Source organism: Kitasatospora sp. NPDC086009 (genome assembly GCF_044540385.1).
Classification (GTDB): domain Bacteria; phylum Actinomycetota; class Actinomycetes; order Streptomycetales; family Streptomycetaceae; genus Kitasatospora.
Genome location: NZ_JBITSA010000002.1, coordinates 94321 through 110956, shown reverse-complemented (window position 1 = coordinate 110956; position 16636 = coordinate 94321). Strand labels below are relative to the sequence as shown.

Annotated in this window: 17 protein-coding genes and 2 tRNA genes; 2 read left to right on the top strand and 17 right to left on the bottom strand. The window is 73.5% G+C overall.

Annotation, left to right across the window (positions count from 1 at the left end; translation table 11 throughout):
• Nucleotides 1–88: 88 nt before the first annotated feature.
• Nucleotides 89–1531, bottom strand: coding sequence for an MFS transporter (locus ACIF6L_RS06160; protein ID WP_352289137.1), 1443 nt, complete (start codon nucleotides 1529–1531; stop codon nucleotides 89–91).
• A gap of 102 nt (nucleotides 1532–1633) precedes the next feature.
• On the opposite strand from ACIF6L_RS06160, the gene ACIF6L_RS06155 reads away from it, so the two are divergent.
• The gene (locus ACIF6L_RS06155; RefSeq protein ID WP_359808029.1) at nucleotides 1634–2539 is read left to right on the top strand and encodes a helix-turn-helix transcriptional regulator; all 906 of its coding nucleotides are present in this window, start codon (nucleotides 1634–1636) and stop codon (nucleotides 2537–2539) included.
• Between the two features lie 86 nt (nucleotides 2540–2625).
• Here the strand turns inward: ACIF6L_RS06155 and ACIF6L_RS06150 are convergent.
• The 8 genes from ACIF6L_RS06150 to ACIF6L_RS06115 form a co-directional block, all read right to left on the bottom strand.
• Nucleotides 2626–2698 (bottom strand) — tRNA-Ala (locus ACIF6L_RS06150).
• Nucleotides 2699–2735: 37 nt separating this feature from the next.
• Nucleotides 2736–2808, bottom strand: a tRNA-Ala gene (locus ACIF6L_RS06145).
• 179 nt (nucleotides 2809–2987) lie between these two features.
• Nucleotides 2988–3635 (bottom strand): histidine phosphatase family protein, encoded by a 648-nt coding sequence (locus ACIF6L_RS06140; RefSeq protein WP_396487131.1) that lies wholly within the window; start codon nucleotides 3633–3635, stop codon nucleotides 2988–2990.
• Entirely contained in the window at nucleotides 3632–4102 is a 471-nt protein-coding gene (gene rsfS, locus ACIF6L_RS06135; RefSeq protein ID WP_329492097.1) for a ribosome silencing factor, read from the bottom strand. Before rsfS ends, ACIF6L_RS06140 begins: the two co-directional genes overlap by 4 nt.
• A 173-nt stretch (nucleotides 4103–4275) precedes the next feature.
• The gene (locus ACIF6L_RS06130) at nucleotides 4276–6144 is read right to left on the bottom strand and encodes an LCP family protein (RefSeq protein ID WP_396487040.1); all 1869 of its coding nucleotides are present in this window, start codon (nucleotides 6142–6144) and stop codon (nucleotides 4276–4278) included.
• Nucleotides 6145–6163: 19 nt separating this feature from the next.
• The gene (nadD, locus tag ACIF6L_RS06125; protein WP_329487612.1) at nucleotides 6164–6796 is read right to left on the bottom strand and encodes a nicotinate-nucleotide adenylyltransferase; all 633 of its coding nucleotides are present in this window, start codon (nucleotides 6794–6796) and stop codon (nucleotides 6164–6166) included.
• A gap of 136 nt (nucleotides 6797–6932) precedes the next feature.
• Nucleotides 6933–7091 carry a hypothetical protein gene (locus tag ACIF6L_RS06120; RefSeq protein WP_329487613.1) on the bottom strand — a complete coding sequence of 53 codons (159 nt, stop codon included), beginning with the start codon at nucleotides 7089–7091 and terminating at the stop codon, nucleotides 6933–6935.
• Between the two features lie 160 nt (nucleotides 7092–7251).
• Nucleotides 7252–7398, bottom strand: a complete 147-nt coding sequence (locus ACIF6L_RS06115; protein WP_329487614.1) for a hypothetical protein — start codon at nucleotides 7396–7398, stop codon at nucleotides 7252–7254.
• Nucleotides 7399–7643: 245 nt separating this feature from the next.
• Between ACIF6L_RS06115 and ACIF6L_RS06110 the strand changes: the two genes are divergently transcribed.
• Nucleotides 7644–8702 (top strand): M48 family metallopeptidase, encoded by a 1059-nt coding sequence (locus ACIF6L_RS06110; RefSeq protein WP_329487615.1) that lies wholly within the window; start codon nucleotides 7644–7646, stop codon nucleotides 8700–8702.
• A 135-nt stretch (nucleotides 8703–8837) separates the two neighbouring features.
• On the opposite strand, the gene ACIF6L_RS06105 is transcribed toward ACIF6L_RS06110, so the two are convergent.
• The 8 genes from ACIF6L_RS06105 to rplU form a co-directional block, all read right to left on the bottom strand.
• Nucleotides 8838–9932, bottom strand: a complete 1095-nt coding sequence (locus ACIF6L_RS06105) for a hypothetical protein (protein WP_396487041.1) — start codon at nucleotides 9930–9932, stop codon at nucleotides 8838–8840.
• Nucleotides 9933–10066: 134 nt separating this feature from the next.
• The gene (locus ACIF6L_RS06100; protein ID WP_329487617.1) at nucleotides 10067–10660 is read right to left on the bottom strand and encodes a hypothetical protein; all 594 of its coding nucleotides are present in this window, start codon (nucleotides 10658–10660) and stop codon (nucleotides 10067–10069) included.
• Nucleotides 10661–10760: 100 nt separating this feature from the next.
• On the bottom strand, nucleotides 10761–12083 hold the full coding sequence (locus tag ACIF6L_RS06095) for a glutamate-5-semialdehyde dehydrogenase (RefSeq protein ID WP_396487042.1): 1323 nt from the start codon (nucleotides 12081–12083) through the stop codon (nucleotides 10761–10763).
• Nucleotides 12084–12192: 109 nt separating this feature from the next.
• A complete protein-coding gene (locus ACIF6L_RS06090) occupies nucleotides 12193–12720 on the bottom strand; it encodes a hypothetical protein (RefSeq protein WP_329487619.1) in 528 nt (175 codons plus the stop codon).
• A gap of 118 nt (nucleotides 12721–12838) precedes the next feature.
• The gene (gene proB, locus ACIF6L_RS06085; protein ID WP_329487620.1) at nucleotides 12839–13975 is read right to left on the bottom strand and encodes a glutamate 5-kinase; all 1137 of its coding nucleotides are present in this window, start codon (nucleotides 13973–13975) and stop codon (nucleotides 12839–12841) included.
• A 335-nt stretch (nucleotides 13976–14310) separates the two neighbouring features.
• Nucleotides 14311–15789 carry a GTPase ObgE gene (gene obgE, locus ACIF6L_RS06080; RefSeq protein WP_329487621.1) on the bottom strand — a complete coding sequence of 493 codons (1479 nt, stop codon included), beginning with the start codon at nucleotides 15787–15789 and terminating at the stop codon, nucleotides 14311–14313.
• Between the two features lie 99 nt (nucleotides 15790–15888).
• Nucleotides 15889–16146 carry a 50S ribosomal protein L27 gene (gene rpmA, locus ACIF6L_RS06075; RefSeq protein WP_329487622.1) on the bottom strand — a complete coding sequence of 86 codons (258 nt, stop codon included), beginning with the start codon at nucleotides 16144–16146 and terminating at the stop codon, nucleotides 15889–15891.
• Between the two features lie 12 nt (nucleotides 16147–16158).
• Nucleotides 16159–16476: a 50S ribosomal protein L21 gene (rplU, locus tag ACIF6L_RS06070; RefSeq protein ID WP_030397424.1), complete on the bottom strand. Its 318-nt coding sequence runs from the start codon at nucleotides 16474–16476 to the stop codon at nucleotides 16159–16161.
• Nucleotides 16477–16636: the final 160 nt, after the last annotated feature.

Genomic DNA, 16636 nt, shown 5'->3' with positions numbered 1-16636 from the left:
TCACCGGAGGTTTCCTTCGGTTTCCCTCGGCGACATCGACTACTTTACACGGTCGAAGGGGTGCTCCACGAATCCGTTACCGGAGGTACTACCCGGCCGTCGGGCGGGCGCGGGCGGCGAAGGCCGCGCCGACGCCGACCAGGCCCGCGATCGCGGCGGTGGTCACCAGCAGGGCGTGTCCGGAGTCCCGGGCCGCCGCCGGCAGCGAGACCCCGCCGAGGAAGACCGAGCCCAGCACCGCGACCCCGACCACCTGGCCGAGCTGTACGACCGTCACCATCACCCCGCTGGCGTCCGCCGCGTCGGCCGGGGCGACGCCGCCCAGCGCCCGGGCGAACAGCGGCGAGTACGTGCAGCCGGCCACGAGGCCCAGCCCGGTCATCAGCAGCAGCGCCACCGGGCCGATCTCCGCGCCGCCGCCGAGCAGCAGCCCGAGCAGCAGATAGCCGGGGACGAGCAGCCCGGCGCCGAGCAGCGGCAGGACGCCGTGCAGCCGGGCGGGCAGCCGGTGCCAGTGCAGGCTGGAGAACCCGAAGCCGAGCGCCATCGGCGCCGAGCAGAGGCCGGCCCGCAGCGCGCTGTGCCCGAGGCCGGACTGCTGGTGCAGCGCGAAGGCGAACAGGAAGCCCGCGAAGGCGGCCATGATCATGAAGATCGCGCCCGCCGCCGGTCGCAGCGTGGCCGTCCGCAGCACCCGGCCGCTGATCAGCGGCTGTCCGCCGCGCCGGGCGATCCGCCGCTCGACCACCGCGAACAGGGCGAACAGGACGGCGCTGGCGGCGAGCATCGCCCAGCCCCAGACGGGCCAGCCCAGTTCGTGGCCGAGCACCAGCGGCACCACCAGCAGCCCGAGGGCCGCGCCGAGCACCACCAGGCCGGGGAGGTCGAACCCGCGCCCGCGGTCGCCCGGCAGGCTCGGCAGCAGCCGGGCGCCGGCCGCCAGCAGGGCCAGCCCGATCGGCACGTTGACCAGGAAGACCGGGCGCCAGCCCGTCCCGAACAGGTCGGCGCTGACCAGGACTCCGCCGAGCACCTGGCCGACCGCCAGACCGCCGGCCAGCACGGCCGAGTAGAGGCCGAGCGCCCTGGTCCGGGCGGCGCCGGTGAAGGTGCGCTGCAGCAGGCTCATGACCTGCGGCACCATCAGCGCCGAACCGGCGCCCTGGAGCAGCCGGAAGGCGATCAGCCAGCCGGTGGCCGGTGCCAGCCCGCAGGCCAGCGAGGCGAGGGTGAAGGCGGCCAGGCCCAGCTGGAACAGCCGGCTGTAGCCGTAGCGGGCGCCCAGCCGGGCCCCGGTGATGAGCAGCACCGCGTAGGCGATGGTGTAGCCGGCGATCACGAGTTGGAGGGCCGCGCCCGAGGCGTGCAGGTCGGTACGGATGGTCGGCACCGCGACGTTGACGATGGAGACGTCCAGGATGGCCATGAACTGGCCGCAGAGCAGGAGGGTGAGGAGCAGCCCGGGCCTGGTGGCCGGGCCGCCGGTGGTGGTGGCGCCGGCCGCACCGGGCCGGATCTGAAGGTCCGTCATGGGCCCAGCCTGCGGCGCGTCCGGTACTGGTGGTTAGAGCCTGCCGATCCTGGTACTGGCAGCACCTGTCTCGGCCGCCCGGTCTGCGGCACGATGGCGGGTATGACCGTCCTGGACGACCGCACCGCCACCCCCGTCGGACCGCGCCGGCAGGACCGCCGCCGCACCGAGCTGGCCGGCTACCTCAAGGCTTGCCGCGCCCGGGTCACCCCCGAGGAGGTCGGCCTGCCGCCGGGGCTGCGCCGCCGCACGCCGGGGCTGCGCCGGGAGGAGGTGGCGCAGCTCTCCGGGGTCGGCGTCACCTGGTACACCTGGCTGGAGCAGGGGCGGCCGATCAACGCCAGCGAGCAGGTGCTGGCGGCGGTGGCCCGGACGCTGCGGCTGGACGACACCGAGCGGGAGCACCTGTTCCGGCTCGCCGGGGTGTCCGCGAGCCCGAGCAGCCGGCCCGAGCCCCCCGTCCTCGACCCGTCCACCCAGGCCATCCTGGACGCCCTCGCGCCGCTGCCGGCCGCGGTCTCGAACACCCGGTTCGACGTGCTGATGTACAACCGGTCGTACGAGTCGCTGTTCGGGACGAACCGGAACGTGACGCCCAGCGGGCGGTTCAACAGCATCTGGTGCACGCTGCTCATGCCGCCGTGCTGCAACCCGTTCCTGAACCGCGCGGAGGCGCTGCCGCGGATGGTGGCGGTGCTGCGGGCCGCGTACGGCAAGCACGTCGGCGAGCCGGTCTGGGAGCAGCACGTGCAGGGGCTGTCGGCGAAGAGCGAGCTGTTCCGGGACCTCTGGGCCCGGCAGGAGGTGGCGCCGCCGGAGACCTCGCTGCGGGTGTTCCGGCACCCGCAGGTCGGGGTGCTGCGGCTGAACGCCTCGTACCTGACGCTGCCCGGGGTGCCCGAGACCTACGTGGTGGTCTACCTCCCGGACGGGGACGGGGACCGTGAGCGGATCGAGGAGCTCGCCGCGCTGCCGCCCGGCGGCTGGCTGAACAGCTGCCACTCCTGAACGGCCGGGGCCCGGCGCGCCTGCGTCCGGGGCCCGGGGAACGCCGAAGGCCGCCACCCGGTGGGTGACGGCCTTCTCGCGGTCTGTGGAGCTACGGGGAATTGAACCCCGGACCTCTTGCATGCCATGCAAGCGCTCTACCAACTGAGCTACAGCCCCGCGACACGCACGGCCCTCGCGGACCGCAGGTGCGGAGTGGAGCTACGGGGAATTGAACCCCGGACCTCTTGCATGCCATGCAAGCGCTCTACCAACTGAGCTACAGCCCCGCACTCACCGGATTTCCCGCTTCCCTTCCGGGCCGCGTTTCTTCCGTGCGAACGAGGAAGACTCTAACCGGTCAGGCCCGGAACTGCGAAATCCGTCCCCGCGCGGTGCCGGCGAACGGCGGGGGCGCGGCTCGACCGTCGCCGATCGGCCGTCGCCACCGGTCAGGTGCCGTCGCCGGTCAGGTGTCGTCGCCGATCACCGGCTGCGGGAGGGTGCCCGCGTTGTGCTCCAGCAGGCGCCAGCCGCGCGCGCCGCGGCCCAGCACGGACCAGCAGCAGTTGGACAGGCCGCCGAAGCACTCCCAGAGCTCCGGCTCCAGTCCGAGCAGCCGCCCGAGCATGGTGCGGATGGTGCCGCCGTGGCTGACGACCACCAGCGTGCCGTCCTCCGGCAGCTTGCCGACCGCGTCCAGCACCACCGGCACCGAACGGTCGGCGACCTCGGTGGAGAGTTCTCCGCCGCCGCGCCGGACGGGCTCGCCCTGCGCCCAGGCCTCGTACTCCTCCGGGAACCGGGCCCGGATCTCCGCGTTGGTCAGCCCCTGCCAGGAGCCGGCGTAGGTCTCGCGCAGCCCCTCGTGGTGCTGCACGTCCAGGCCGGTGATCACGGCCAGCTCGTCGGCGGTCCGCCGGGCGCGCTGGAGGTCCGAGGAGATCAGCAGGTCGGGGAGCAGGCCGGAGAGCAGCCGGGCCGCCCGCTGGGCCTGCAGGACGCCCTGGCCGGTCAGCTCGATGTCCGTGCTGCCCTGGAACCGCGATTCGAGGTTCCAGGAGGTCTGGCCGTGCCGCCAGAAGACGATGCGCGGGCCCCGCGCCTCCCGGCTCAGCTGTAGTCCTCGGCGCCGAAGTTGTCGGCCGGGGCGGCCTCGGCCGGGGCGAGGGCGTTGCCGGCCTCGTCGGTGTGCGCGTCGGGGCGGTTGCGCGAGGCCAGCGCGTCGGCCGGCAGCGGCAGCTCGGGGCAGTCCTTCCAGAGCCGGTCCAGGGAGTAGAAGGAGCGCTCCTCGGAGTGCTGGACGTGCACCACGATGTCCAGGTAGTCGAGCAGGATCCAGCGGCCGTCGCGCTCGCCCTCCCGGCGCACCGGCTTGATGTCCAGCTGCTCGCGCAGCTTGTCCTCGATCTCCTCGGCGATGGACTTGACCTGGCGGTCGTTGTTCGCGGAGGCGATCAGGAACGCGTCGGTGATCGACAGCACGTCGCTGACGTCGAACGCGATGATGTTGTGCGCCAGCTTGTCGGCCGCCGCCTGGGCGGCGACGTTGATGATTTCCTGGCTGTGCTCGGTGGCGGTCACGATGTTCTTCCGGCTCGGCGGCTTGGGGGCGATGCCCGGCACGCGGCCGGGCATCGCCTTCCAGGATCTCACGCCGCCCAGGTGGCCCAGGAACCGTTTACCGGCCCGCGCCCGCCGCGGCCCCGCCCCGAGCCCCCACGACCCTGCGTGGAGGACGCGGGGCCGCCGCCGCCCTACGGGGTCTTCGGCGGCTGGTAGTCCTTGCCGAGGACGACCACCAGGTCGGCGTTCTGCGCGTCGGTGACCTTCTTCGCCGCCGTCTCCGGCAGGTTGAGGCTCAGCGCCAGGGACTTCGCCGCGGCCTGCCGGGCGTCGTCGGTGTAGCGGATCTCACTGGCGGCCTGCGCCGCGGTCTTCGTCCCGCCGGGGATGAAGGTGAGGCCCGCGTTCACCACCTGGACCTGCGCGGCGGCGGCCGCCTGGTCGTTGCCGGTGGCGTCCTGGATCGAGACCCGGGCCGGGGTGTCGGCCGAGGTGGCGGACTTCACCGTGCCGCCCAGCACGTCCTTGACCTGCTGGCCGGCGGCGGCCTCGTCCAGCGAGCCGTCCGGCTTCACGGTCAGCACCGTGGTCCCGAGGTGGCCGTCCTTCGCCTGCTGGGCGAGCTGGACCAGCACGCCGGCCAGGGCGTCCTCGGGCAGCGACGGGTCGAGCACCGCGTTCATCCGGTGCACGTCGTCCTTGGCGTCCTTGAACTCGGTCGGCATGGTCCGCACCACCGCGTCCATCACCTGCCCGAACCGGGCCAGTTGGGCGTCACGGCCCTCGCCGGCCCCCTGCAGGGTGGCGTAGGCGACCGCGGCCTTCCCGCTCAGCAGGGTGTTCTTGCCCGCGGCGGCGAGCAGCTTGCCGTCCGGCTTGCCGCCCTCGTGGGTCTCGGCGTTGGTGTCCACCCGGACCCCGCCGAGCTGGGCGACCAGCAGTTCCAGGTACGGCGTGTCGAGCCGCCAGGTGCCGGCCACCGGGGCGCCCAGCACGGTGGCCAGGGCGTCCCGGGTGGCGGACGGACCGACGCTGTCCATCGCCTGGCCGACCGTGGTGACCGGCGGGTCGCCCGGGCCGGGCAGGCGCAGCGTGTCCGGGAGCAGCAGCACGGTGCCCTTGTGCCCCGAGGCGTCGTTGACCAGCAGCGCGCTGGAGACCTTGCCCTGGAGGTCCCGCAGGTGCACCACGTTGACCTGGCGCGGGCCCGCGGCGGTCGCCGCGCTCTGCTTGTCGCCGGTGAACCAGAGGTAGCCGCCGGCGCCGGCCGCGGCGAGGGCCAGCACCACGCCGACGCCGACCAGCCGGTTGCGGAGCTTGCGGCGGCGCTCGGCGCGCACCTCGCTGCGCGACTCGGCGAACTTCAGCCAGTCGATGACGTCCTCGGTCTCCTCCGCCTCCTCGTCGACGAAGGTGAACTCACCGGTGGGGTAGTCGCCCGTGGGCGTCTTGCCGGCGCCGCCGGCGGCCTTGGCCGCGCGGCTTCCGCCGACCTGCTCGGACGGCGCCGCGGGCCGGGCCGGCGCCGCCTCGGCGGGGGCCGGCCGGGGCGTCCGGGGCGTCCGGGGTCGCGGCGGCGCCGGGGCGGCCTGCTCGGCCACCGGCTCGGTGACGACCGGCTGCGGCGCGGTCGCGTAGTGCTGCTCGTAGCCGCCCTGCTGGTCGTACCCGCCACCCTGCTGCGGCTGCTGCTGCTCGTACGGCTGGTACCCCTGCTGGTACTGCCCCTGGTAGACCCCGGGCTGCTGGTACGCCTGGCCGCCGCCCTGCTGCGGCTGCCCGTACGGGTCGTACTGGTCGTACTGGTCGTACTGCTGCTGGTCGTACCCGCCGCCCTGCTGCGGCTGCTGCTGCTCGTACGGCTGGTACGCCTGCTGGTACTGGTCCTGGCCCTGCCCCTGGTAGGCGGTGTACTGGTCCTGCCCGTAGGGCTGCGCCGGCGGGACCGGCTGCCCGTACTGGTCGTACTGCTGCTCGTAGCCGCCCTGTTGCTGGGGCGGGTACTGCTGCTGGTACTGCCCGGTGGACCAGTCGTCCTGCTGTCCCCTGCGATCGGTCATCCGTCGGCCCCTCCGGGGATCAGGTCCGGTGCGGCGCGTAGAGCGCCCGCTTGTCGATGTAGCGGACCACGCCGTCCGGGACGAGGTACCAGACCGGTTCGCCCTTGGCGACCCGGTTGCGGCAGTCCGTGGAGGAGATGGCCAGCGCCGGGACCTCCACCAGGGAGACCCCGCCCACCGGAAGTCCGGCGTCCGACAGAGTGTGCCCCGGCCGGGTGCAGCCGATGAAGTGGGCGAGCGAGAAGAGCTCCTCGGAGTCCCGCCAGGAGAGGATCTGCGCGAGCGCGTCGGCGCCGGTGATGAAGAAGAGGTCGGCGTCCGGGTGGAGCGCGCGCAGGTCGCGCAGGGTGTCGACGGTGTAGGTCGGGCCCTCGCGGTCGATGTCGATCCGGCTGACCGAGAACTGCGGGTTCTCCGCCGTGGCGATGACCGTCATCAGGTAGCGGTCCTCGGCCGGCGTCACCAGGCGGTCGGTCTTCTGCCACGGCTGTCCGGTCGGCACGAAGATCACCTCATCGAGGTGGAACGCGCTCGCCACCTCGCTGGCGGCGACCAGGTGCCCGTGGTGGATCGGGTCGAAGGTGCCGCCCATCACACCGAGCCGCTTCTTCACCGGTTCCGGTCCGCCGGGATTCCCGGCCTGCTCTCCCATGGCGCCACACCTTACGCGACGCCCGTGACGGGGCGGGAACGACCGGGTGGCGGCCGCCGGGAGGACGCGTGAGGGAGCGGCCGGCGCTCCCGCCGGACGCTCCCCGGGCCGCCCCGGCGGGGGCTCGGTGCCCCGCTCAGCGGTCCCGGTTGAAGCGCGTGGTGACGTAGAGCAGCAGCAGCAGGATGAACAGCGCGGCGCCACCCGTCAGGTACGGGTTGAGGCTGTCGTGATTGCCCCCCTCGCCCTCGGAGGCGAGCAGGTTCAGGACGGGGAGTGCGGCGGCAGTGCTCATGGTCGGCGGACCTTCTCGGCTCGGATGACGGACCAGGGGTGTGCGGGCCGGTGAGGGCCCACCTGTCATCGTACGGGTGCCGCCACGGCAACCGCTCGGCGGCCCACCGCGTCTGATCCGGCGTGAGCCGGGCGCCCGGCGGGGCCCGGCGGGAGGGTGCTCAGTTGTTGCGGCCGGCCCGCAGCAGGACCCACGCCAGCAGGCCGACGCCGACGAAGGAGGCCACCACGATGATGCGCAGGAAGAGCCCCGGGCCGTTCTCCGTGGAGATCGGGCCGGCCAGGCTGACAAGGGCGGAGGTGGACATCTGCGGGCTCCTCGGACTGCTCGGTACCGCGGCCAGGTCTGGTCTCGGCTCTCCAGGGCATTCAGGGTAAACCGGCCTCACACCCGCGACGGCCACCGCCCCCTGCGGCGCCGTTCGCGCCGCGTAGGGTGAGCCCGGGGACGAGTACGCAACCACGGACGTTGCACAGACAGTCGTTGCAGGCGAAGACCAGCGGGGGCCGGCCAGCTGCCGGGGCCGCCGTCGACCAGGAGGGTACTCACACCATGACCGATACGACCTCGAAGACCCCGAGCCGGCGCCGCCAGCGCTTCCCGGAGATCTCCACCCGCGCCTGGGAGCACCCGGCGGACCGCTCCGCGCTCGTCGCGCTGCGCAAGCTGACCGGCTTCGACGACATCCTGAAGAAGCTCGCCGGGCTGGTCTCCGAGCGCTCGATCCGGCTGATGTTCCTGGCCACCGCGGTGAAGACGTCCGAGCGGCAGTTCCCCGAGCTGCACGGGATGGTGCGCGACGCCGCGTACGTGCTGGACCTGGAGAAGGTCCCGGACCTCTACGTCTCCCAGGACCCGACGGTCAACGCCTACTGCATCGGCATCGACACCCCGATCATCGTGGTGACCAGCGGCCTGGTCGAGCTCCTGGACGAGGAGGAGCTGCGCTCCGTCATCGGCCACGAGGTCGGCCACGCGATGTCCGGCCACGCGGTCTACCGGACGATGCTGCTGATCCTCACCAACATCGCCGCCCGGATCGCCTGGGTGCCGCTCGGCAACCTCGCGATCATGGCGATCGTGACGGCGCTCAAGGAGTGGTTCCGCAAGGCCGAGCTCTCCAGCGACCGGGCCGGCCTGCTCGCCGGGCAGGACCTCCAGGCCTCCATGCGGGCCCTGATGAAGCTGGCCGGCGGCCACAACCTGGCCGAGATGAACGTCGACGCCTTCCTGGAGCAGGCCGAGGAGTACGACAAGGCCGGGGACCTGCGCGACGGCGTGCTCAAGCTGCTGCAGGTGCTGCCGCAGAGCCACCCGTTCGCGGTGGTGCGGGTCGCCAAGCTGAAGAAGTGGGCGGAGAGCGAGGAGTACCGCTCGATCCTGGCCGGTGCCTACCCGCGCCGCTCCGACGACGGCGACACCTCGGTCGGCGAGCAGTGGAAGGCCGCGGCCGACCACTACACGACCTCGGTGAAGGAGAGCAAGGACCCGCTGATGGGCCTGATCCGCGACGTCGCCGGCGGCGCCGCCACCGTCGGCGGCAAGCTCCGCGACACCTTCACCGGCGCCACCCGCGCCAACGGCTCCTCGACGCCGCGCGACGAGGACTGATCCCGCGACGGCTCCCGACGGCTCCCGGCTTCCCGCCGGGGGCCGTCGGCGTCCCCGGCCCCGGCACCCGCCGTGCCCCGGCAGCGGCCCCGGTGTGCCCGAGCGGCCGGCCGCGACGGGGCCCGCCGCCGGACGTCAGCTGCCCGCCAGGACCCCGCAGACCTGCCAGGCCGGACGGGCGTGGTTGCCCGGATCGATCGGCTGCGCGCCCTCCGTCGGCTGCGCACCTTCCGTCGGCTGCGCACCGGTCACGGCGCCGTCCGCCCCCGCCAGCAGCGGCCGGACGTACCCGGCCAGCGAGCCGGCGCAGGGCGCCGGCCCGGCCTGGAGCACCGAGTCCACCAGCCGCAGCTGGGCGGAGGCCAGGTCGATCCGGTCGAACTGGAAGGTCAGCTGCCGCCGGACGGTCTCCAGCGTCACCGGTGCGCCGCTCGGGGCCCCGGCGGGCTTGAGCGCGTAGACGAAGGTGTGGTCGGTGGTGATCTGCAGGGTGGTGCTGTCCGCCTCGTCGATCCGCATCGCTCCGGCCACCTTCACGCTGTCGGCGGCCAGCGCGACCTGCGCCGGGTCGAACCGGACCACCCACCCGGTCAGCGCGTGGTGGCGGTCGTCGACGGGGTGCGCCGCACTGGCGTCGAACTGGGCCTGCTCGCCGGGCGTCACGAAGGCCCGCACATCGGCGGTCGACCCCTGGACCAGGGCCGTCGGCGCCAGCGAGGACGCCACCAGATAGCGCTGGACGGTGTCGAGCGCCTTGGTGACCTCGATCTTGCTGAAGTGCGCGGTGGCCGCCCCGGCGGGCGTCCCCAGACCGATGGCACCGTCCCCGTAGCCGGGCGGCAGCGCGGCGAACGGGGCGGCCGGGTCGGCGACCGGCCGCACGGCCGACGCCGGGCTCAACGCCACCAGGCTGACGGTCAGTTGGCTGCCCTCGGGGCGGGAGGTCTGCCGGTTCGGCGTACTGATGCCGAAGTACACGGCGGCCGCGAAGGCCAGCAGGATCAACAGCAGCAGCGCGAGCGCCTGCCGCGGCACGGTGCCCAGCGGACCGAGCCGCACCCGCGGGCGGGTGGCCCGGCCGAACGAGCCCGCCAGCCGCTCCCGGGCGGAGAGCTCCTGGATCCGGGCAGCACGGACGAAGGATTCGTCGAAGACGACGGACCGGTACTCGTCATCGCTTCCGGAACCACCGTCGGGCGCACCCTCCGGAGGCTCTCGCGGGTCACCCATGACACCAGGGTAAGCCGCATCCGCGCCCCGCCACGAGGGTGTTCACCCAGATTCCCGGGAGCGCTCCGTGACCGGAGGCCCGGCGCGCGAACGCGCTCCGGCGCACTCCGGCGCAGCGTCCGCGAACCAGTGCCTCAGCCCGCCGGCGCGGTGACCACGAGCGACGGTTCGGCCGGCGTGGGCGCCGGATCGACACCCGCGCTGCTGCTCCCCGAGTCGGGCCGCCGGGGCGTACCGCCACCGGAGCCGCCCACACCCTGGTAGACCGCCGCGACCGCCACCGCGACCAGGCTCACGCCCATGATCACGGCGAGCACCCAGGCCACCGGCCGGTGCCAGCGCTGCTGGGCGACATAGCGCCCGCGCCGCGACCGGACCGGGTCGTAGACACTGTCCCGCCCCCAGCGCCCGGCCCGGCGCCCGACCACCCGGCCGGGGCCCGACCACGGATCGGGGTAGAGGCGGTCGTCGTCCAGTCCGCTCGGGTAGGGGCGCAGCTCCAGCGGCACCCCGTCCCCCACGGGAACGTCATAGCCCCAGCCCGGTACCACCGCGTCCGGCTCGAACCGGGCCTCGGCGGCGGCGAGCTGCCGCTCCTTGGCTGTCGGCTCGTGCACGGCGGCGGACCGGACGAAGGCCTCATCGAAGACCACGGTGGCGAACTCGTCGTCCGCACCACCGTGGTCGGCGCCGTCGGGGTACGGCAAGCCCCCCACATCGTCAGCCACGGATTCAGCGTATTACCGGTCGGGCGTTTTGTCTGTGGCTCCTCGCACTTGGTCCGTCACCCGTGTGACGCGGACCGCCCGCCGGGGGCTCCCGGCCGGCTCAGCCGGCGTCGGCCGCCCCGCCCACGGTCTGCGTCGCCTCGCCCCGGACATGCCCGTCACCAGTGACGATGTACTTGGTGCTGGTCAGTTCCGGCAGGCCCATCGGGCCGCGGGCGTGCAGCTTCTGGGTCGAGATGCCGATCTCGGCGCCGAAGCCGAACTCACCGCCGTCGGTGAACCGCGTCGAGGCGTTGACGGCCACCGTCGTCGCGTCGACCAACTGGGTGAAACGGCGGGCCGCGGCCTGCGAGGTGGTCACGATCGCCTCGGTGTGGCCGGAGGACCAGCGGCGGATGTGCGCGACGGCGGCCTCCAGCGAGGGCACCACCGCCGCCGCCAGGTCGTAGGAGAGGTACTCGGCCTCCCAGTCCGCCTCGGTGGCCGGCACCACGGTCGCCGCCGAGCCCTCGGCGGCCTTGAGGACCGCGTCGTCGCCGTGCACCGTCACCCCGGCCTGGGCCAGGGCCGCCAGCGCGAGCGGCAGGAAGGCCCCCGCGACGTCCTGGTGGACGAGCAGGGTCTCGGCCGAGTTGCAGACGCTGACCCGCTGCGCCTTCGAGTTCAGCAGGATGCCGACGGCCATCGCCAGGTCCGTCTCGGCGTCCACGTAGACGTGGCAGTTGCCCGTCCCCGTCTCGATCACCGGCACGGTCGAGCCCTCGACCACGGTACGGATCAGCGAGGCCCCTCCGCGCGGGATCAGCACGTCCACCAGGCCCCGGGCGCGCATCAGCTCCTGGACGGAGTCCCGGCTCTCGCCCGGGACGAGCTGGATCACGTCGGCGGGCAGGCCCGCCGAGACGACGGCGTCGCGCAGCACCGCGATCAGCGCGGTGTTGGAGCGGTAGGCCGAGGCCGAACCGCGCAGCAGTACCGCGTTGCCGGACTTCAGGCAGAGTGCGGCGGCGTCCACGGTGACGTTCGGACGGGCCTCGTAGATGATGCCGACCACGCCGAGCGGGACGCGGACCTGCCGCACGTCCAGGCCGTTGGGCAGGGTGTAGCCGCGCACCACCTCGCCGACCGGGTCGGGCAGGCTGGCCACGTCGCGGACGTCCGAGGCGATCGCGGCGATCCGCTCGTCGGTGAGGGTCAGGCGGTCGATCACCGACTCGGCGGTACCCGCCTCACGGGCCCGGGCGACGTCCTCGGCGTTGGCGGCGGTGATCTCGGCGCTCCGGGCCACCAGGGCGTCCGCGATCGCCGACAGCGCGGCGTCCTTCGCCCGGCGCGGGAGCGGGGCGAGCACGGCGGCGGCCTCCCGGGCTCGGCGCGCTACGGCGAGGACGGGGCTGTCGGCGGTGGCGAGGTCGCTGGTCATGCGCCAAGGGTAGCGAGTGCGCCGCCCCCGCCCACCGGGCATTTCGCCCGGTGAGACATGGGCGCCCAGCAAGGCCCGCACGTGCCGTGCCCCGGGCACGGCACGTGCGTCAGTACGGGTGCACCCCGCCCGGATGGGGTGGCGGGCCGCCGAAGCCCTCGGCGACGCGCTTGTGGTACGTCGCCCGGTCGACCACCTCCAGCCCGACGATCTCCCACGGCGGCAGGTTCGCGGTCACCTTGTGCTCGCCCCAGAGCCGCAGCGCGATCGCCGCCGCGTCGTGCAGGTCCCGGGCCTGCTCCCAGTAGCGGATCTCCGCGTGGTCGGCCGCGTAGCGGGCGGTCAGGAAGAACGAGTGGTCGTGCGCCAGCCGCTCCAGGCCCGCCCGCAACGCGGACAGCGGGGTGGTCTGCCCCGCCACGCTCAGCACCACGTGCCAGAGCCGGGCCTGTTCGGGCACCGTGGGCGGCTCCCCCTCGTCCCGGCGGTCCGGCCGGACCCCGCGTAGCGCGCCGGGCTCCTGCGGCGGCGGACCGGCCGGCCCGGCCGGGGTGTCCGCCCCGCGCCCGCCGTCGATGCTGGTCAGCCGCCGGCCCGCCGTTCCTCCGGTCAGCGCTGCCTCGCGCCTGCGTTCCACCGGCGGCCTCCTGTTCGGCGATCTCGTGTCGTCGTACCCGCCGGCCCCGGTCCGGCGCGTACGGCTGCGCCCCCTCGCCCGCGGCAAGGCCCGCACCGCCGCCGCGCCCGCGGACCGGTCAGCCCCGCAGGACGACCAGGTCGTCGCGGTGGACGACCTCGCGCTCGTACGCGGCACCGAACTCCTGGGCCAGGTCTCGGGTGGACCGGCCGAGCAGCCGGGGCAACTCCCTCGCATCAAAGTTGACCAGTCCGCGCGCCACGATGTGGCCGTTTTCGCCAAGAAGGTCCACCGGATCACCCGCGGCGAACTCCCCGTCGACCTTGGTGACCCCGGCGGGCAGCAGCGAGGCGCCCCCCGAGACGACCGCCGCGACGGCCCCCTCGTCCAGGTGGAGGGCGCCGCGCGGGCTGCTCGCGTGCGCCAGCCAGAGCAGCCGGTCGGAGGAGCGGCTGCCGGTGCGCAGGAAGAGCGTGCCGGTGGGCCGGCCGGCCAGCGCGTCGGCGGCCCGGCTGGCGGCGGTGAGCACCACGGGGATGCCCGCGCCGGTGGCGATCCGGGCCGCCTCCACCTTGGTGACCATGCCGCCGGTACCGACCCCGGCCTTGCCCGCGCTGCCGATCGAGACGCCGTCCAGGTCGTGCGGCCCGGCCACCTGGGCGATCCGGCTGGTGCCGGGGCGGCTCGGGTCGCCGTCGTAGAGCCCGTCCACGTCGGAGAGCAGCACCAGCAGGTCGGCCCGGACCAGGTGGGCGACCAGCGCGGCCAGCCGGTCGTTGTCACCGAACTTGATTTCGGCGGTGGCGACGGTGTCGTTCTCGTTGACGATCGGCATCGCGCCCATCGCCAGCAACTGGTCCAACGTCCGGTAGGCGTTGCGGTAGTGGGCGCGCCGGCTGGCGTCCTCGGCGGTCAGCAGCACCTGGCCGACCCGGATGCCGTACCGGGCGAAGGAGGCGGTGTAGCGGGCGACCAGCAGGCCCTGGCCGACGCTCGCGGCGGCCTGCTGGCGGGCGAGGTCCTTGGGCCGGCGGTCCAGGCCCAGCGGGGCCAGGCCGGCCGCGATGGCACCGGAGGAGACCAGGACCACCTCGGGGGCGTCCGGGCCGCTGCGCACCTTGGCGAGCGCGTCCACCAGGGCGTCGACCCGGTCGGCGTCCAGGCCGCCGGCCGCCGTGGTGAGAGAGGAGGAACCGACCTTGACGACGATCCGTCGTGCGGTCAGGACCTCCTGCCGCAGTGAGTCCTCGCTCATCTCGCTGTACGCCCTTCCGGTGTGGTGCGGGTACGGCGGGCCCGGGCCCGGCCGTCACCCCCGCAATCTACGCGATCGGCGCAGCCCGTCCGCAGGGCATTTCACCGGCTGGACCGCGCCCCTCCCCGGTCACCGGCCGCCCCGGACCGGTCGCGGGACGCCGGGCGGACCGCACCCGCCGGGCGGCCCCCGTCCCGCCCCCGGGCCGGGGGCGGTCCCACCAAGTCCGGCCCCCGCCAAGCGAAGTGACGTTTCATCAGCACCCCCGACGCACCGCGGCCCCGCCTCCGGGAGGAGGCGGGGCCGCGGCGCTACGCGGGTCGGACCGGCCGGCCCTACTCCTCGTCGTCGTCGCCCTCGACGGCGGCCTGGCGGCCACTGGAGAGCGCCTCGAAGGCGAGGAACTCGGACTCGGCCGCGTCGCGGTTCTTCAGCTTGTCGCGGCGGCGGTCGACCGCCGGACGCGGGCTCTCCAAGCGGTGGTCCTCACCGCGGCGGCCGAGCATCTCGGCGCCGGCGGCCATGGTCGGCTCCCAGTCGAAGACGACCGCGTTGTCCTCCGCGCCGATGATGACGGTGTCGCCCTCGTGGGCGCCGACCTTCCAGAGCTTGTCCTCCACGCCGAGGCGGGCCAGCCGGTCGGCGAGGTAGCCGACGGCCTCGTCGTTGGAGAAGTCCGTCTGGCGGACCCAGCGCTCCGGCTTGATACCGCGGATGCGGAAGGCGCCGTCCTCCTCGGTGATGGTGAAGCCCGCGTCGTCCACGGCGGTGGGCCGCAGCACGATCCGGGTGGACTCCTCCAGCGGCTTGGCGGCGCGGGCCTCGGCGACGATCTGCGCCATCGCGAAGTTCAGCTCGCGCAGGCCCTTGCGGGAGGCGGCGGACACCTCGAACACGCGGTAGCCGCGCTCCTCCAGCGAGGCCCGGGTGAGGTCGGCGATGTCCTGGCCGTCCGGGACGTCGACCTTGTTGAGCGCGACCAGTCGCGGCCGGTCCTCCAGGCCGCCGTACTGCGCCAGCTCGGCCTCGATGGTCTCCAGGTCGGTCAGCGGGTCGCGGCCGGGCTCCAGGGTCGCGCAGTCCAGCACGTGGACCAGCGCCGAGCAGCGCTCGACGTGCCGCAGGAACTCCAGGCCGAGGCCGCGGCCCTGGCTGGCGCCCGGGATCAGGCCGGGGACGTCGGCGACGGTGTAGACGAAGTCGCCGGCGGTCACCACACCGAGGTTGGGGACCAGGGTGGTGAACGGGTAGTCCGCGATCTTCGGCTTGGCGGCGGAGATCACCGAGATCAGCGAGGACTTGCCGGCGCTCGGGTAGCCCACCAGGGCCACGTCGGCGACGGACTTGAGCTCCATGACGATGTCACGGGCCTCACCCGGCTCGCCGAGCAGCGCGAAGCCGGGCGCCTTGCGGCGGGACGAGGCCAGCGCCGCGTTGCCCAGGCCGCCCCGGCCGCCGGCCGCGACAACGAAGCTGGTGCCGTGGCCGACCAGGTCGGCGAGGACGTTGCCCTGCCGGTCCATCACGACGGTGCCGTCCGGCACCGGCAGGACGAGGTCATGGCCCTCGGCGCCGGTCCGGTTGCCGCCCGCGCCGGGCTTGCCGTTGGTCGCCTTGCGCTTGGGCGAGTGGTGGTACTCCAGCAGGGTGGTGATCTGCGCGTCCACGGTGAGGATGACGCTGCCGCCCTGACCGCCGTTGCCGCCGTCGGGGCCTCCCAGCGGCTTGAACTTCTCCCGGTGAACGGAGGCGCAGCCGTGGCCCCCGTTACCCGCGGCGACGTACAGCTCGACGCGGTCCACGAAGGTGGTCATGGTTGTGCCTCCAGTGCGAAGAAAGTGTTGCCTGCTTCTCAAGCATGAAGGGTGGACCGGATCATTCCGGCCCACCCTTCATTGTGAGTCTTGTCGGACTCAGGCCTCGACGGCCACGATGTTGACGACCTTGCGGCCGCGACGGGTGCCGAACTGCACCGCACCGGCGGACAGCGCGAACAGGGTGTCGTCGCCACCACGGCCGACGTTGGCGCCCGGGTGGAAGTGGGTGCCACGCTGGCGGACGATGATCTCGCCGGCGGAGACGACCTGGCCGCCGAAGCGCTTCACGCCGAGGCGCTGGGCGTTCGAGTCACGGCCGTTCCGGGTAGAGCTTGCGCCCTTCTTGTGTGCCATCTCGCTATCCCCTTACTTGCTGACGGAGTCGATGCTCGTGATCCGCACAGCAGTGTGCTGCTGGCGGTGACCCTGGCGGCGACGGTAACCGGTCTTGTTCTTGTAGCGCAGGATGACGATCTTGTCGCCCTTGGTCTGGTCGACCACCTCGGCGTGAGCCTTCACGCCGGCCAGCACCCACGGGTCGGAGGTGACAGCTTCACCATCGACGACCAGGATGGTGGAGAGCTCCACCGAGTCACCCGGCTTGGCCTCGATACGGTCGATCTCCAGCACGTCGCCGACGGCGACCTTGTGCTGGCGGCCGCCTGCGCGAACGATCGCGTACATGCGGTACCCACTTTCCTAACTCGGTCGGAGCTCCAGATGCCAGCCACCTGGGTACGGACACAGGGGCCTCTCCCCGACTCCTCTGACGAGGGGCCCGGAAGGTGATGTGTTCGGGAGCGACGGCGTAGACACGCCGAGGGTCAAGAATACGGACCGGCCC

Bases quoted from the DNA above. Each gene is read 5' to 3' on its own strand.
- rplU (WP_030397424.1), bottom strand. From the start codon at position 16,476: ATGTACGCGATCGTTCGCGCAGGCGGCCGCCAGCACAAGGTCGCCGTC.
- ACIF6L_RS06105 (WP_396487041.1), bottom strand. From the start codon at position 9,932: ATGGGTGACCCGCGAGAGCCTCCGGAGGGTGCGCCCGACGGTGGTTCC.
- nadD (WP_329487612.1), bottom strand. From the start codon at position 6,796: ATGGGAGAGCAGGCCGGGAATCCCGGCGGACCGGAACCGGTGAAGAAG.
- ACIF6L_RS06115 (WP_329487614.1), bottom strand. From the start codon at position 7,398: ATGTCCACCTCCGCCCTTGTCAGCCTGGCCGGCCCGATCTCCACGGAG.
- ACIF6L_RS06160 (WP_352289137.1), bottom strand. From the start codon at position 1,531: ATGACGGACCTTCAGATCCGGCCCGGTGCGGCCGGCGCCACCACCACC.
- ACIF6L_RS06120 (WP_329487613.1), bottom strand. From the start codon at position 7,091: ATGAGCACTGCCGCCGCACTCCCCGTCCTGAACCTGCTCGCCTCCGAG.
- proB (WP_329487620.1), bottom strand. From the start codon at position 13,975: ATGAGCGAGGACTCACTGCGGCAGGAGGTCCTGACCGCACGACGGATC.
- ACIF6L_RS06095 (WP_396487042.1), bottom strand. From the start codon at position 12,083: ATGACCAGCGACCTCGCCACCGCCGACAGCCCCGTCCTCGCCGTAGCG.
- obgE (WP_329487621.1), bottom strand. From the start codon at position 15,789: ATGACCACCTTCGTGGACCGCGTCGAGCTGTACGTCGCCGCGGGTAAC.
- ACIF6L_RS06155 (WP_359808029.1), top strand. From the start codon at position 1,634: ATGACCGTCCTGGACGACCGCACCGCCACCCCCGTCGGACCGCGCCGG.
- ACIF6L_RS06130 (WP_396487040.1), bottom strand. From the start codon at position 6,144: ATGACCGATCGCAGGGGACAGCAGGACGACTGGTCCACCGGGCAGTAC.
- rpmA (WP_329487622.1), bottom strand. From the start codon at position 16,146: ATGGCACACAAGAAGGGCGCAAGCTCTACCCGGAACGGCCGTGACTCG.
- ACIF6L_RS06110 (WP_329487615.1), top strand. From the start codon at position 7,644: ATGACCGATACGACCTCGAAGACCCCGAGCCGGCGCCGCCAGCGCTTC.